Here is a 13924-nt window from a genome sequence, read left to right on the forward strand (position 1 = left end):
GTGGAAAACCTGTTTTTGCGTTTGCGGCGCGCGAAACCCGCGTCTATAGGGAGCGCCTTCGGAGCGTGGCGCAGCCTGGTAGCGCACTTGACTGGGGGTCAAGGGGTCGCAGGTTCGAATCCTGTCGCTCCGACCATTTAATCTTCTGAATTTTATGGTCTTTTTCAGGGGTCGCCTTCGGGCGGCCCCTTCGAAAATCGGCTTGGGGCACATATGGGGCACAGGCTGATTCGCGGTCACCGCGTTGCGGGACAGTTCATTCTGTCTCCCTGATTTCGACCGACGCATCGTTAGAATCGTGCTTGTGGCGACCTGGAGGTCGATTAGCGGCGGCTAATCCTGACCAGAACGCCGCGCGGCTACTCGAACGACGCGCTTCTTGGAGGGAAAGGAAGGGAGGCGGCGCGCGCTCCATGCGGAGCGGCAAACGGAGTGCGCCGCCATGATATCCCACGCCCAGACACGACCCGAAGCGGACGACTGGCCCGATTCAGCCATCGGCCAATGCGCCCGGCTCGACGACAAAGCCCTCTTGGCCGTCATGCTGGCGCGCAGACAGATGTCGTCGCACTCGCATGGTGTTTCCAGCCAATTGTTTCGGCGCTTCGGGAGCCTGGCCGCCATCGCGGCCGCCGATGATGCTGAACTGGCGCGGGTGGAGGGCGTCGATGCGATCGTAGTGGCGGACCTGAAACTGCTTCGGCTGCTCTGCGAACGCCTTGCCCGCTCCGAGGCCGAAAGCCGTCCCGTGGTGTCATCATGGTCGGCCTTGCTGGCTTACGTTCGGGTCTCTCTTGTCGAAGAGCCCCGCGAACAGTTTCGAGCCCTGTTTCTGGACAAAAGAAATCAGCTTCTACGCGAGGAACTTGTGGGGTTCGGAACCGTGGATCATGCGCCCGTTTACCCGCGCGAAGTAGTGCGCCGCGCTCTCGAGCTCTCTGCATCGGCGATCATTCTGGTGCACAATCATCCCTCCGGCGATCCCCAGCCGTCTCGAGCTGACATCGAGATGACGCGCAAGGTCGTCGAAGCCGCCCGCGTTTTCGACATTCAGGTGCATGACCATCTCATCGTCGGCCGCGACGGCACGGCCAGCTTCCGGTCCCTGGGACTGTTCTGATGAGCCTGCGCGCCATCGTTTCCGCCCTGGGCGGAGATCTTTACCAGAACGGCGCCCGCGCCAACGTGCCGGCGCCGGGCCACAGCGCTGCTGACCGGTCGATCTCGCTGGTCCTGAGCGACGGTCGCGTGGTTGCCCATGGGTTCGGCGCGGCGGACTGGCGGGCGGCCCTGGACGATCTCACACAGCGGGGCCTCATCGACGAACAGCGGCGCCCGCGCGGCGGCGGCTGCGCTGCATCTGTCCCCCATATCGACCTCAGACGGCGCATCGAGGCCGCGGAGTGTCTTTGGGAAGGCGGTCAGGCAGCGACTCCCGCGGGCAGGGCGGCCCTGCATTTGCGGCTCAGGGGCGTGCCCTGGCGTGATGATCTCACGGACCTTCGCGATCATCCTTCGGCTCCCCTCGCCGTGTACGCGATGGGACGACGGACGCGAGGCGCCATGCTCGCGAAGATCAGCGACGTCACGGGCGCGTTGACTGGCGTCGAGATCACCTACCTCGATCCCAACGGCTGCCAGGCGGTCGGAATCGCGGCGCCGCGCAAAACCATTGGCGCGGTCCCCGCCGGATCCGCCGTGCGGCTCATGGCGGCCAGCTCCCGGATGGTGGTGGGGGAGGGGGTGATCACCACCCTTTCAGCCATCCGACGCTTCGGACGACCTGGATGGGCGCTGCTATCCGCCGGCAATCTGTCGAGGTGGTCGCCGCCGCCGGGCGTGCGGGACGTCCTGATCGCGGCGGACAACGGAGTTGCGGGCGAACGGGCCGCGATCCGCCTGCGGGCCCGGCTCCTGAGCCTGGAACTCGACGCCATGATCGCCCGGCCGCCCAGCACCTTCGGGGACTGGAACGAAGCGGACCAGGCCAGCGCAAAAGCATTGGAGGCGGAGGAAGGGCGGGGCGGGGCGCCGGACCGGCGGGGATAGGCCCCGCCCCGGTTGGAGATCCCCCATGCGCCGTTCCCCTTCCACCGCACTCGCCCTCGTCCCCACTCCCGTCCAGGCCGCCGCCGCGCGCGACCGAAGAACCGTCGCCTTGCGGAACACCGATATCGCGCCCGAGAACCTTCGCTACAAAGAGCCGCCGGACGAGGACATTCCTCTGCTCGCCGAGACCCTGATCGCGGCGGGTCAGCTTCAGGCGCTGACCGTTCGCCCGGGGCGTGGCAAGAAGGAACAGCCTCATATGGCTCTGGACGGACGGCGCCGGATCCTGGCCTTCCGACACCTGCTCGATCAGGGCCGGATCGACGAGGACTTCCCGGTCGACATCGTCGTCGAGACCGACCCCAAGCGTCAGGCGGCGGCCGTGCTGCTGACGAATACCGCCGTGCCCGTCCATGTCGCGGACGTCATCGCCGCGATCGGACGGATGCTGAAGGGCAAACTCGGCGTTCCGGTCATCGCCAAGGCGCTCGGCTACGCCGAACTCGACGTCAAGCGTCTGGCAGCTCTCTCGGCCTTGCCGCAGATTGCCTTGGAAGCTTTGAAGATGGGTCGATTGAACCTGCGTCAGGCCAAGCTGCTGGCCCGGCTTCCCGACAAGGCGGAACAGGCCGACCTCGCCCGGATGGCGCTGGACGGCCATGGCTTCCAGGACTGGCGGGTGACCGAGAAGCTCGACGAGGGCCGGGTCACCGCACGCGACCCGCGCTGCGCCCTCGTCGGTCCCGAGCGGTACGCGGCGGCTGGCGGTCGAACGGAGACCGACCTGTTCGGTGAAATGGCCCCCGTCCTGCTCGATCCGGCGATCCTCACGGAGGTTTGGACGACGCGGGCCCGCGAAATCGCCAGGGCGTTCGAGGCCGAGGGCCTGACCGTTCACGTCACGGCCGGCCCTCGGCCGGACCTGCCCGACGACCTAGAGACGCTCGGCTACGTTTACGGCGGCATGCTGCCGGGCGCCGCCATGGCCCTCTACCGGGACGCACGCGACGCCTTCAACGCCGCGGCGGAAACCCTCTGCACGCTTTTGGCGGAGACCCCCGAGACGGAGGCCGTCGACGCCGCGATCGACGCCATGATCCGCGCCCGGCTGGTGATGGACCAGGCGGGTTGGCAAGGCCGCGTGGCGACCGTGCTCGTCCTGAGTCCCTCGAGCCGGACCGGTATCGAGGTCCAGTGCTACACGCCCGTGGAGCCGGAGGTCGAAGGTCAGGTCGAGGACGCCGAGGTGGTCCCGGCCGGGGCGCCGCCCCAGCCCGCCTACCGTCCGCCGGAGGTCGATGCGCCCGAGCCCGAAACGGAGGGTGTCAATCACGCCCTGCACGCGGTGCGCACCGATGTGGCGACACGCGGCCTGATACGCGCCCTCGCCGACGACCCGGGAACGGCCTTCACCGCCCTGATCGCCCGACTGTTCAACCAGGTCGCCGTCCGCTGCCCCGTCGTCCGGTCGGAATCGGCCCTGGCGGTGACCGCAGCCGGGTTCAATCCCACCGGAGGACGCATGATCGAGGCGCTTGACGGCGAGGTGCGCCAGAGACTCGGGGATCGTCGGGCCGCCTGGGAGGCCTCCGGCCAGACCGTCATCGCCTGGGTCGATGGTCTCGCCCACGGCGACAAGATGGCCCTGCTGGCTGAGCTGACGGCCTTGACCCTCGACCTCCGGGAGGACCGGACAAGCCTGATCCGGCGGGCCGCACGGGCCGAGGCCGCCGAACTGGCGGAACTCTGCGGGGCTGACATCGCCCTGCATTGGACGCCAGACGCCGAATTCCTGAAGTCGCATTCCAAGCCGCTGCTTTTAAGCATGCTGGAGCAAATGGGTGACGCCGATATCCGCGCCGCCTGCTTCAGGAAAATGGACCTCGTTCCCTGGGTCGAGGAGAAGGCGGCGGAGAAGGGCTGGGCGCCTGCGAGCCTGTCCTGGACGGCTCCGCCCGAGCCGGAAGTCTCCGAGGCGATGGAAGCCGAAAGTTCCGGTGAGGGTGCGGACTCGCCAACTCCGTCCGGGCAGGACGACGGCGCCGGCGCCTTCGAGGTGACGCCCGCGGGCCGCGCGGCGCTGACAGACGCGGCCTAGCGCGGCGGTCGTTGAGAAAGCCCGCTCCGGCTCCTCGCCGGGGCGGGCTTTCCGCGTGAGGTCTCGCTCGGCGAAAGGCGGAGGAAGGGCGGTCGAGGACGCGCCTGGAGGACCGGAGGGATGAGCCCGCCGCTCCGCGCGATCGGACCTCTCATCATGTCGGCATCTCCACGCTCCTTCACTCCGTCCTCAACCTCCCTGTCCCTGTTCGACGCGCCCTCAGCCGGCGACCGGGCCGCGAACGTCCTCGCCGTCGCCCGCGCCCTGTCCACGCATCTCGCGCGCTCGCGACCCCTGGACCGCAAGCTGGTCTCCAACGTCATGACCACCGGCTTCGGCGGCTCGGACGCGGAGGGCGTCTGGTCCTGGCGCGACGCCTATGAGGCGATCGAGGCGGCGACGGTGTTGCAGCTACGCCGGCTCGCGCCGCAGGTGGGCCGGCTCGAGGACGCCCCCGCCGAGATCGCCGCCCTGCTGGCGAGCGTGAGCGGCCTGGGTCTGACCCACAGCCGCCGCAGTGAGGAGCAGGTCGCGCTGGACCAGTTCTCCACCCCGCCGGAGCTGGCCGCGCTCGCCGTTCTTTCTGCTCAGGTCCGGCCGGGCGACCGGGTGCTGGAGCCGTCGACCGGCACCTGTCTGATCGCCGTCGTCGCGGAGGCCTGCGGCGGCGAACTGACCCTCAATGAGATCGGCGCCGGCCGGGCCGATCTACTCGACGGCCTTTTCCCGAGGGCGACGCGATCCCGTCACGACGGCCGCCACGTTCAGGATGTTCTGCCTAACGCCGGTCGCTTCGATGTCGCGGTCTGCAATCCGCCCTTCTCCGAGCTTGAAGCTCATCTGGTCGCCGCCTTCTCCGCCCTCGCCGACGGCGGACGCATGGCGGCCATCGTGCCGTTGACCGCCCTGGGCGATGACGCCCTGCTGGCGCGGCTGGGGTCGAAAGGCCGGATCCGCGCCCGGATCGCCTTTCCGTCACGCGCCTTCGCCAGACATGGCACGACCGTCGATACCGGCCTCCTCGTCGTCGACAGGACGGAGCCGGACGGACCCCCGCCGCCGCTGACGGGCGGCGAGGACCTCGCCGCTTGCGCCGCGCTGGCGGCCGCCGTGACGGGGCGCGCGGGCGTCAAACCGCGCGCCCGGCTGGAGGTGGCGGCGAGCGCCTTCCTGACCAGCCGCAACCGCTCGCTGGCGTTGCCGTCCGGCCGGCTGGGATTTCTGACCGGGGCGGCGCCGGTCGCCTACCAGTGTCGGCCCTGGGCGGGCGAGGGCCGGGATGTCGGTCTCTATCAGGCCCATCAGCTGGCCCGGATCGGTCTGCCGGAGGCCCGGCCGCATCCTTCGCCACTGGTGGAATCCGGGCCGATGGCGTCCGTCTCCCCGCCGGCTCCGACCTATCGGCCGGTCCTGCCGCCCGCTGTGCGGGACGAGGGACGGATCTCCGACGCCCAGACCGAAACCGTGATCTACGCCGGCGAGGCCCATGCCGGGAACTTGCCGGCCTGGTGGCGGCCGGGCGAGGTCGCGCACCAACTCTCCCTGTCGGACGAGGACGTCGAGGGCGGTTTTCAACTGCGCCGAGGTTTCTTCCTTGGCGACGGGACCGGTTGCGGCAAGGGCCGGGAGATCGCCGCCGTCATCGCCGACAACATGGCCCAGGGACGGGTCAAGGCGTTGTGGCTGTCCAAGAACGACGCCCTGCTGGAGGACGCGCGTCGTGACTGGGGCGCGATCGGCGGCGGCGCCCATGACATCCTGCCCCTGAGCAGCTGGAAGCTCGGCGAAGGCATCCGGCTGGACCGGGGCATCCTGTTCACCACCTACGCGACCTTGCGCCAGCCGGCCCGAGGCGAGAAGGCTTCGCGACTGGATCAGATCGTCGCCTGGCTGGGCGAGGACTTCGACGGCGTCATCGCCTTCGACGAGGCCCACGCCATGGCCAACGCGGCCGGCGGCGGAAAGGGCGCGCGGGGAGCCAGGAAGGCCTCCCTTCAGGGGATGGCGGGTCTGGCCCTGCAGAACCGCTTGCCGAAGGCGCGCGTGCTCTATGTCTCGGCGACCGGCGCCACGACGGCGGAGAATCTCGCCTACGCCTCGCGGCTCGGGCTGTGGGGCGGACCGGAGGCGCCGTTCGTCACCCGCGATGACTTCCTCGATGCCATGGACAAGGGCGGAGTCGCCGCCATGGAGCTTGTGGCGCGCGAGCTCAAGGCGCTCGGCCTCTATGTCGCGCGGTCCCTGTCGTTCGAGGGCGTCGAGTATGAGCCGCTCTTCCACGCCCTGACCGAGGACGACATCCGCATCTGGGACGCCTGGGCCGACGCCTTCCAGCTGATCCACGCCAACCTGGCCGAGGCGCTCAAGGCGACAGGCGTCAACGATGCGGAGGGCAAGGCGAAGAGCGGTCTCGCGGCGTCCGCGGTCCATTCTGCCTTCGAGGGCGCCAAGCTCCGCTTCTTCGGCCATCTGCTGGCCGGGCTGAAGGCGCCGACCCTGGCCGCCTCGATCCGCACCGATCTGGCCGAAGGGCGTTCCGCCGTGGTCCAGATCGTCTCAACCAACGAGGCGGTGATGGAGCGCCGGCTCGCGTCCATCCCGCCGGAGGAGTGGAACAACCTCTCCATCGACCTGACCCCGCGCGAATATGTCCTCGACTATCTGCGCGAGGCCTTCCCGGTGAATCTGATGGAGGCCATCGAGGGCGAGGACGGCGCCGTCACCCTGGTCCCGGTCATGATCGACGGTCGACCGGCCGCCAGCCAGGAGGCGCTGCGGCGGCGCGAAGACCTGATTGAGCGGATGGCCCTGCTGCCCGCTGTCCCCGGCGTCCTGGACGCCCTGCTGGAGACCTTCGGCACGGACGCGGTGGCCGAGATCACCGGCCGATCGCGCCGAGTGGTCCTGCGCGATGGTCGGCGGCTGGTCGAGCGGCGCGGCGCCTCGGCGGCGCGGTCGGAGACCGACGCCTTCATGTCCGGCCGCAAGCGCATCCTGATCTTCTCGGACGCGGGCGGCACCGGACGCAGCTATCACGCCGACCTGTCGTCGCCAAACAAGCAGAGGCGCAGCCATTATCTGGTCGAGCCCGGCTGGCGCGCGGATACGGCCATACAGGGACTCGGGCGCAGCCACAGGACCCATCAGGCCTGCCCGCCGCTGTTCCGGCCCGTGACCACCGACATCCACGGCGAGAAGCGCTTCACCTCGACCATCGCGCGCCGGCTGGACTCCCTGGGCGCGCTGACGCGCGGAGAGCGCCGTACGGCGGGCGCGGGCCTTTTCCGCGCCGAGGACAATCTCGAGAGCCCCTGGGCGCGACGCGCCTTGCTGGTCTTCTACGGCGCGCTCGGCTTCGGCGAACTGTCGTCCATGAGCCTGGAGGATTTCGAGACCAGGACCGGCCTCAGACTGCGCGACGCCGACGGGGCCCTCAAGCCCTCGGACGACCTGCCGCCGATCCACACCTTCCTGAATCGATTGCTGGCCCTGCGCATCGCCGATCAGAACGCCCTGTTCGCGGACTACGACCGCATTCTCGGCGGGATCCTCGAACGCGCCGCCGCGTCCGGCGAGCTGGACCGGGGCCTCGAAGACATCGAGGCGGAGGAGCTGGAGGTGATCGAGGCCGAGACCATCCGGACCGATGTCTCGACCGGCGCGGAAACGGCGCTGGTGACCTTCTCGCTCAAGGTCCGGCGCGAAATCGTCACCTCGCAGGCCGCCTTGGAAGGCGCGCGCGATGCTGCGTTTCGCCTGGTGGTCAACGAGCGATCGGGACGCGCCGCCCTCGCCGAGCTGGGCCTGACGACGACGACCGATGACGACCGGCTCGTGTCGGCCGTGCGCCTGTTGCGTCCGGACCAGCGCCAGGTGATGCCGGAAAAGGCGTTCGAGGAGTCGGCCTGGACGGAGACGGACGAGGGCGGCTGGCGCGCGATCTGGGACGAGGAGGTCGCGCGGACGGATCCCTGGCGGACGCGCCAGCTGACCCTGGCCACGGGCCTGCTGTTGCCGATCTGGGGACGGTTGCCGGCCAAGGGGTGTTCGGTGCGCCGCGTGCGCGCCCCGGACGGACGGCGCTGGCTCGGCCGGGTTCTCGACCCGGTCCAGGCCGCCAGTCTGAAGACCGCGCTCGGCCTGACCGAGGTCGGCGATGCCTGGGCCGACGGCGCGCAAACCGCCGCCATGGTGCTCGACCGCAATGTCCAGCTCGCCCTTTCGGGCGGGTTCTGGCTGAAGCGTTCCAGGGTGATGGACAGGTGGCGGCTGGAGATCGTCGGCGGGCGAGCGGACCGCGACGCCCTGGTGGCCCTCGGGTGTTTCGTCGAGATCATCGCCTATGCGCCGCGGGTCTTCGCGCCGGTCGACCGTCCGGACGTGGTGGAGGCGGTGCTGCGCCGACACCCGGTGCAGTCGGTCCTCGATGGCGTGGCGGCCTGAACGGGCGCGGACGGGCGAAGGCCCGTCCGCCAGGAAGGATCGGAGGAAGGGAGGTCTCGGGTGAGGCGGGATCGGGGAGATCGGCTCCCCGTCAGCCTCGGATTTCAAGGAGACTGACATGCAGACCATGGTGTTCACGGGTCGCCTCGCGGCCGCCCCCCAGATCAGCGAGGACTTCGGCAAGGCGGTTTTTCGCCTGCTCGAGCAGCGCGGAACCGACAACGCCGGCAAGCCCCGGCTGGTCGGCGTCAACTGCGTCAGCTGGTCCAAGGGGCTGAACGAGAAGGTCATCGCCCGGGGGCTCGCCCAGGGCTGCGAAGCCGTTGTCGTCGGCGCCTTCATCGACACCGCCTACGCCGCCAAGGACGGCCAGGAGCGCACCGCCAAGGAGCTGGTGGTGAACCGCCTGACCGTCCTCGACTGGGCCGAGGACCGCCACAGCGACGCGGCCGACGACCGCGCCGCCGCCTGATCCACACAACTCGAAATCCTAGGAGACTGAACCATGCAGACCCTGACCATCGAAGGCTATCTGGCCGCCGACCCCTCGATTCTGTCGGCCCAGGGCTCGGGCAAGAAGCGCGCGAGCTTTCGCGTCCTGGAGACCACCCGCTTTCGCCGCGCCAACGGCGAGCCGGGCGAGCGCACGACCGGCTTCAACTGCATCTGCTTCAACGAGGGCACGGCCGAGAACTACATCGAGCCCTATGCGAAGAAGGGCAGCCGGGTCGTCATCCAGGGCCACGTCGAGAACGACACCTGGACCGGCAAGGACGGGGTCGAACATTACGACCTGCGCCTGATTGTCGGCGACATCCGGCTGAAGAACCGGAGGGAGCGGGCGAACGCGCCGTCCGGCGTGGCCGAGGGCGCCGATGCCGCCGGCGGTTACGACCTGAACGACGACATCCCGTTCTGACCGCATGGAGGACGGACAGAAGCGATCAAGGCCCGGGGCGCTTCGCGCTTCGGGCCTTTTCGCGTCGAGCCGCGCCGGAGGGTGGAGGAAGGGCGGAAAAGGGCGGGCCGATGGGGCTCGTTGAGGAGGATCCGCCCATGACCGTCTGGACCGAAGATCGCATTAAGCGCCTCAGGAGCCTCTGGCGCGAGGGCCGCACCGCCGAGTCTATCTCGCGCGATCTGGGCGCCGGCATCAGCCGCAGCGCCGTGCTCGGCAAGGTGCGTCGCCTGGGGCTCTCCGCGCTGCGGCCGGAGCCGGCCGCGGGCGAGAACCGTCCCCGCCCGGCCGCCTCAGAGAGAACCCGGCCGCCGGCCGGTGCTCGCTCGGAGGTCCGTCATGCGTCGACCGTTTCGCCGACCGTGGGACGCCGCACCGTCCTGACTGTCCGACGAAGAGAATGCCGCTGGCCGCTCGGCGATCCCCTAAAGCCTAGCTTCAGCCTCTGCGGCTGTCCCGTCAGCCGCGGCGCCTTCTGCAGCGATCACGCGGCCATCGCCTATCGCGGCGCGCCTCAGACGTTCGAGCAGCTGGCCCGCCTGGCCGGCGTGTGACGATCCCGGTCGCGGCGACCGGCTTCAAGGCGCTGAACGGCCGCCGCGTCGACGGGTTGGCGCGGCCGACCCGGTCGGCCGCGGGCGAAGGACGGCGCCGCGTCCTCGTCCGTATCGGCGCGACGGCGCCGAGTTGTGTCCTCGCCCAAGAGGGCGAGGACTTGCCCCCACACAACGCCCTCCGATTTTGTCACGCCACCCCAGAAGTCAACGGCTGCGCCGTTCCCCTCCGCGGCCCGCGAAGGGCGGTCCGCTCCGGTGACTGCCGGGGACCCCGCCGTGGCCAAAACCGGGGTCGTTGCGCTTGGGGCGCTCGACATTTCTTCATCTCAAGGAATGAGCCCATGACCCTGCACAGCACCGCCTCCTTCGCCTCGTCGAAGTCCGACTCCGCCTTCGACGACCTGTCCACCTCGCTCGGCGATCCACGCCCGCACCCGACCGAGGACGCCCTGGTCCAGCTCGGGCGCGCGCTCATGACCGAGCTGGTGGACGTGATCTCCGACACCGCGCTGGAGGACTATCAGACCATACTCGGCGAAGCCCTCATCGGCGCCTTCCATTCGGCGGCCGGACGGATCGAGCGCGACGCCGATCGCGCCCGCGACACGATGCGCTCGCTGGAGCGGGACTTCGACGGATCGGAGGCGGCAGATGTCGAACTCCAGGAGGCGACGGCGGCGGCCCGGGCCGGGGATGCGGCGACGCAGGCCGCCGAGCTTATCCGGGACGCGGCCTCGGACACCTGGACGATCGCGACCGGCGAGGTCTGGACGGCGTGGCGCGGCAGCCGGCGGGGCTCCTTTCTGACCGCCGCCCAGCTGGAAGCCAAACAGGCGATCCGGGCGGTCCGCAACCGCCGGGCCGGCGAGCAGGATCCCGGTGGTCCGATCATCGCCTTCAGGGGAGCGCCGACGGCCAATACCCGGGAGGACGCGGGCCGGATCTTCGACGCGCTCAACTGGGCCAAGAAGGAGTGGCCGGACATGGCCCTGGCGACGACCGGGGCGAAGGGGTCCGAGAAGCTGGCGATCAGATGGGCGCAGCAGAAGGGCGTGAAGCTCATCCTCGCCCGCGCGGATTTCGATGCGCACGGCAAGGCCGCTCCCTTCCGGGCGAACGACGAGCTGATCGCCCTCGAACCGGAAGTCTGCCTGACCCTGGTTCATTCGGTGGACCGGGCGCGGGGGGAGCAGCGGCCGTTCGGACCGGCGCTCAACCTCGGCCAGAAGGCGACGGAGAACGGGATGCGGCATGTGCCCATCAAGGCGCGCGCAGCCTGATCGTTCGAGACTGAGATCAACGACCCGCTCGGCTTCGGCCGGGCGGGTTCTTTTCTGGAGATTGTGATGACCCCCGATTTCGAAAACGACCTTGACGGACAGGACGATCCTGAATGGGAGGCTGAGCAACGAGAGCTGGCTGGGATGCTGTCCGCTGCGGACCTCTGGTTCGACGACTGCATCCGCAGATCGGATCCCTGCGACCCTGCCTTCTGGGACGACGAACCGGACGACCCTGACGCCTGACCCACAGACCCGCTCGGCTTCGGCCGGGCGGGTTCTTGTTTGTCACCCGGTTCGCGACTGCCCCCTTTCGAGCCTCGTATGCTTTGCGGCCGTTTCTCAGCCGTCGTTGTTGCTGAGGTTTGCGGAGTTTTGCGCAGGTGTGACGACCATGTCTGAAAATCCGTCCAAAGCGGCTTAGGGCAAGATAAAAGAGGATGTCGGGCGGTTCTCGTTTCCTGTATTTCTTCAGTGTCTTATCGGAAGAGTTTTCGACCCTGGATGACTTGGAATGACTTGTCAGGCGGATTGGTCCTGACGGATCGGAGTGACCTTCATGCTCGTTGGCGAGGCCATTCAGAACCGTCTCTCCTCAGGCGCCGGAGAGAGTTGCCCCGGCCTGGATGTCCGGCTTCCTTCGCGTCTGAAGCTCGAGCGGGATCCGGTCCGCATGGGGATGATGAAACGGCTGGCCAGCTCCCGGATGTTCGCGCTCGGCGACCGGTCCGGCGTTCTCCGCGCGGCGCAAAACCGGTCCGGCCGCCCCTTCCGCCTCGACATCCGTCAGCGGGTGGTCGTCAAGGCCCTGGTCTGCCGCCATACGGGCAAGGGCGCGGCGCGGGCGGTCAAACTGGCCGCTCACTTCGCCTATCTGGGTCGAGCCGGAGCCGGCGTCGAAGGGGCGAGGCCGGGGTTCTTCGACCGTGACGGAGAGGCTGCGGATCCGGGCGCCGCGCTCCGCACCTGGAGCGAGGACCGCCATCATTTCCGGTTCATCATCTCCCCCGAGCATGGCGATAGGATCGACGATCTGGAGGGCTACGTCCGGGACGTCATGCGCCGGGTGTCGGCCGATCTCGGCGAGCCGGACCTGACCTGGCTCGCCACCTGCCACCACGACACCGATCAACCGCACGCCCATGTCCTGATGCGGGGGAACCGGGCGGACGGCCGCGACCTGGTCATTCCCCGCGACTATATGGGCTACGGCTTTCGGGCGCGTGCGCAGGAGGTCGCCCAGGAGCGGCTCGGCGATCTGTCACGGGTCGACGCCGAAAGGCGCATCTGGAAAGAGACGACGGCGAACCGGTTCACGGCGTTTGACCGCAGACTTCTGTCGTCTGCGGATGCGAACGGGCTGGTCGATGACGGCGTCGGCGGCGCCGCTGCCTGGGCCGCCCTGACGCGGGGCCGGCTTCGTCATCTGGAAGGTCTCGGGTTGGCGACGCGGCAGCGCCGGCGCTACCGTCTCGATGGTGATTTGGAAGTCAGGCTTCGGACGCTTCAGGCCCGCCGGGACATTATCCGCACCCTGAACCAGAGGCGGCTTGAAGGCGGCCGGGAGGTCAGGCCTCTGGGTCGGGAGCCGGTGAAGGGCATGGTGGTCAAGTCGGGATTTCACGACGAAGCGGGCGCGGCGCCTTTCGTGATTGTACGTGATCGAGGCGGGGTCGAGCACTATGGGCGGCTCAGGGCGGGAGCCGAGCGGTTGGAGACCGGCAAGACCATCACCTTGGCGCCGACGGGAAATGGTCTGGCTCAGGTGATCCGAGGGCGGGGTGCTGATCTGGGGCTATGAAACTGGCGATCCACCAGGACGCATTTTCTTCTCGCGCGGGGGGGCGGCTATTCGAGCAAGCGAGCGGGTGCCACTTCTAACGCGACGGCTAAGCGCCCCAGAGCGCGCACAGAAGGGTTGCGCGTACCGCGCTCAAGATCGCTGAGATAAGTTCGCTTCATTCCGGCACGAAAGGCGAGTTCTTCTTGGGAGAAGCCTGCTTGCTCCCTCAATGCCCGTACATTTTTTCCAAAGCGAACGACAACGTCCATCCGCCCTTCTGGCCAGCCCAGCGCGCTGAACGCCGCCCACCAATCGTGTCAATTTTGTCCTGCGTGGCAAAAATCCTCAGGTTGGCCCACCCGGGCGTTCGGCTCAATCTTGCAGCAGTTCGGCCGGGTGAACGCCCAGGGCGACGGCCAGACGCCCGAGTGCGCGAACCGTAGGATTTCTTTTGCCCCGCTCTAAATCGCTGACATAGCTGCGTTTCATCTCCGCGCGGAACGCGAGTTCCTCCTGCGAAAGTTTGGCCTCTTTGCGCAGGGTTTTAACGCGCCTTCCAAGATGCCTAACAACGTCCATCCCGTCAGTTGGCGCGTATCGCTACCTTCACGCTGTCCCCTAGCCGTGTCATTTTCGGCTAGCGGTTGATTTGTTCTGCGAGAGTGACGTGACCCCCTGAAACTCCTCCAGGAATAGCTAGAGTCCGCCCCTCGAAAGGACGGACAGAATGAAGCGATCACGGTTCACGGAAGAGCA

12 protein-coding genes and 1 tRNA gene are annotated in these 13924 nt (G+C 68.4%); 11 read left to right on the plus strand and 2 right to left on the minus strand.

The features are described from left to right. The first annotated feature begins 59 nt into the window (after window positions 1-59). From GGQ93_RS11880 to GGQ93_RS11930, 11 genes are all read left to right on the plus strand, one after another. Window positions 60-136: transfer RNA gene (locus tag GGQ93_RS11880), tRNA-Pro, on the plus strand. Window positions 137-442: 306 nt separating this feature from the next. After that, window positions 443-1120: a RadC family protein gene (radC, locus tag GGQ93_RS11885; RefSeq protein WP_152950460.1), complete on the plus strand. Its 678-nt coding sequence runs from the start codon at window positions 443-445 to the stop codon at window positions 1118-1120. Then, complete coding sequence (locus tag GGQ93_RS11890) at window positions 1120-2049, plus strand: toprim domain-containing protein (RefSeq protein WP_183217205.1); 930 nt, start codon at window positions 1120-1122, stop codon at window positions 2047-2049. Before radC ends, GGQ93_RS11890 begins: the two co-directional genes overlap by 1 nt. A gap of 25 nt (window positions 2050-2074) precedes the next feature. After that, a complete protein-coding gene (locus GGQ93_RS11895) occupies window positions 2075-4147 on the plus strand; it encodes a ParB/RepB/Spo0J family partition protein (protein WP_183217207.1) in 2073 nt (690 codons plus the stop codon). Between the two features lie 156 nt (window positions 4148-4303). Further along, the gene (locus GGQ93_RS11900; RefSeq protein ID WP_183217209.1) at window positions 4304-8590 is read left to right on the plus strand and encodes a bifunctional class I SAM-dependent methyltransferase/DEAD/DEAH box helicase; all 4287 of its coding nucleotides are present in this window, start codon (window positions 4304-4306) and stop codon (window positions 8588-8590) included. Between the two features lie 118 nt (window positions 8591-8708). Further along, window positions 8709-9062 (plus strand): single-stranded DNA-binding protein, encoded by a 354-nt coding sequence (locus tag GGQ93_RS11905; protein ID WP_183217211.1) that lies wholly within the window; start codon window positions 8709-8711, stop codon window positions 9060-9062. Window positions 9063-9095: 33 nt separating this feature from the next. After that, complete coding sequence (locus GGQ93_RS11910; protein WP_183217213.1) at window positions 9096-9509, plus strand: single-stranded DNA-binding protein; 414 nt, start codon at window positions 9096-9098, stop codon at window positions 9507-9509. Between the two features lie 137 nt (window positions 9510-9646). Next, a complete protein-coding gene (locus tag GGQ93_RS11915) occupies window positions 9647-10102 on the plus strand; it encodes a GcrA family cell cycle regulator (protein ID WP_183217215.1) in 456 nt (151 codons plus the stop codon). Window positions 10103-10446: 344 nt separating this feature from the next. Beyond that, window positions 10447-11385 (plus strand): DUF2493 domain-containing protein, encoded by a 939-nt coding sequence (locus GGQ93_RS11920; RefSeq protein WP_183217218.1) that lies wholly within the window; start codon window positions 10447-10449, stop codon window positions 11383-11385. Between the two features lie 66 nt (window positions 11386-11451). Then, window positions 11452-11631: a hypothetical protein gene (locus GGQ93_RS11925; protein WP_183217220.1), complete on the plus strand. Its 180-nt coding sequence runs from the start codon at window positions 11452-11454 to the stop codon at window positions 11629-11631. Between the two features lie 313 nt (window positions 11632-11944). Then, window positions 11945-13186: a DUF3363 domain-containing protein gene (locus GGQ93_RS11930; protein ID WP_183217222.1), complete on the plus strand. Its 1242-nt coding sequence runs from the start codon at window positions 11945-11947 to the stop codon at window positions 13184-13186. Between the two features lie 47 nt (window positions 13187-13233). Here GGQ93_RS11930 and GGQ93_RS11935 read toward each other — a convergent pair whose 3' ends face one another. After that, window positions 13234-13437 carry a helix-turn-helix domain-containing protein gene (locus GGQ93_RS11935; protein WP_183217224.1) on the minus strand — a complete coding sequence of 68 codons (204 nt, stop codon included), beginning with the start codon at window positions 13435-13437 and terminating at the stop codon, window positions 13234-13236. A gap of 103 nt (window positions 13438-13540) precedes the next feature. Continuing rightward, window positions 13541-13747 carry a type II toxin-antitoxin system RelB family anti-toxin gene (gene relB / locus GGQ93_RS11940; protein ID WP_183217226.1) on the minus strand — a complete coding sequence of 69 codons (207 nt, stop codon included), beginning with the start codon at window positions 13745-13747 and terminating at the stop codon, window positions 13541-13543. Window positions 13748-13924 lie beyond the last annotated feature (177 nt).

It is taken from the genome of Brevundimonas aurantiaca, from assembly GCF_014199955.1.
GTDB lineage: Bacteria > Pseudomonadota > Alphaproteobacteria > Caulobacterales > Caulobacteraceae > Brevundimonas > Brevundimonas aurantiaca.

Coding starts and splice junctions, on each gene's coding strand:
- radC (WP_152950460.1), top strand. CDS start 443: ATGATATCCCACGCCCAGACACGACCCGAAGCGGACGACTGGCCCGAT.
- GGQ93_RS11890 (WP_183217205.1), top strand. CDS start 1,120: ATGAGCCTGCGCGCCATCGTTTCCGCCCTGGGCGGAGATCTTTACCAG.
- GGQ93_RS11895 (WP_183217207.1), top strand. CDS start 2,075: ATGCGCCGTTCCCCTTCCACCGCACTCGCCCTCGTCCCCACTCCCGTC.
- GGQ93_RS11900 (WP_183217209.1), top strand. CDS start 4,304: ATGTCGGCATCTCCACGCTCCTTCACTCCGTCCTCAACCTCCCTGTCC.
- GGQ93_RS11905 (WP_183217211.1), top strand. CDS start 8,709: ATGCAGACCATGGTGTTCACGGGTCGCCTCGCGGCCGCCCCCCAGATC.
- GGQ93_RS11910 (WP_183217213.1), top strand. CDS start 9,096: ATGCAGACCCTGACCATCGAAGGCTATCTGGCCGCCGACCCCTCGATT.
- GGQ93_RS11915 (WP_183217215.1), top strand. CDS start 9,647: ATGACCGTCTGGACCGAAGATCGCATTAAGCGCCTCAGGAGCCTCTGG.
- GGQ93_RS11920 (WP_183217218.1), top strand. CDS start 10,447: ATGACCCTGCACAGCACCGCCTCCTTCGCCTCGTCGAAGTCCGACTCC.
- GGQ93_RS11925 (WP_183217220.1), top strand. CDS start 11,452: ATGACCCCCGATTTCGAAAACGACCTTGACGGACAGGACGATCCTGAA.
- GGQ93_RS11930 (WP_183217222.1), top strand. CDS start 11,945: ATGCTCGTTGGCGAGGCCATTCAGAACCGTCTCTCCTCAGGCGCCGGA.
- GGQ93_RS11935 (WP_183217224.1), bottom strand. CDS start 13,437: ATGGACGTTGTCGTTCGCTTTGGAAAAAATGTACGGGCATTGAGGGAG.
- relB (WP_183217226.1), bottom strand. CDS start 13,747: ATGGACGTTGTTAGGCATCTTGGAAGGCGCGTTAAAACCCTGCGCAAA.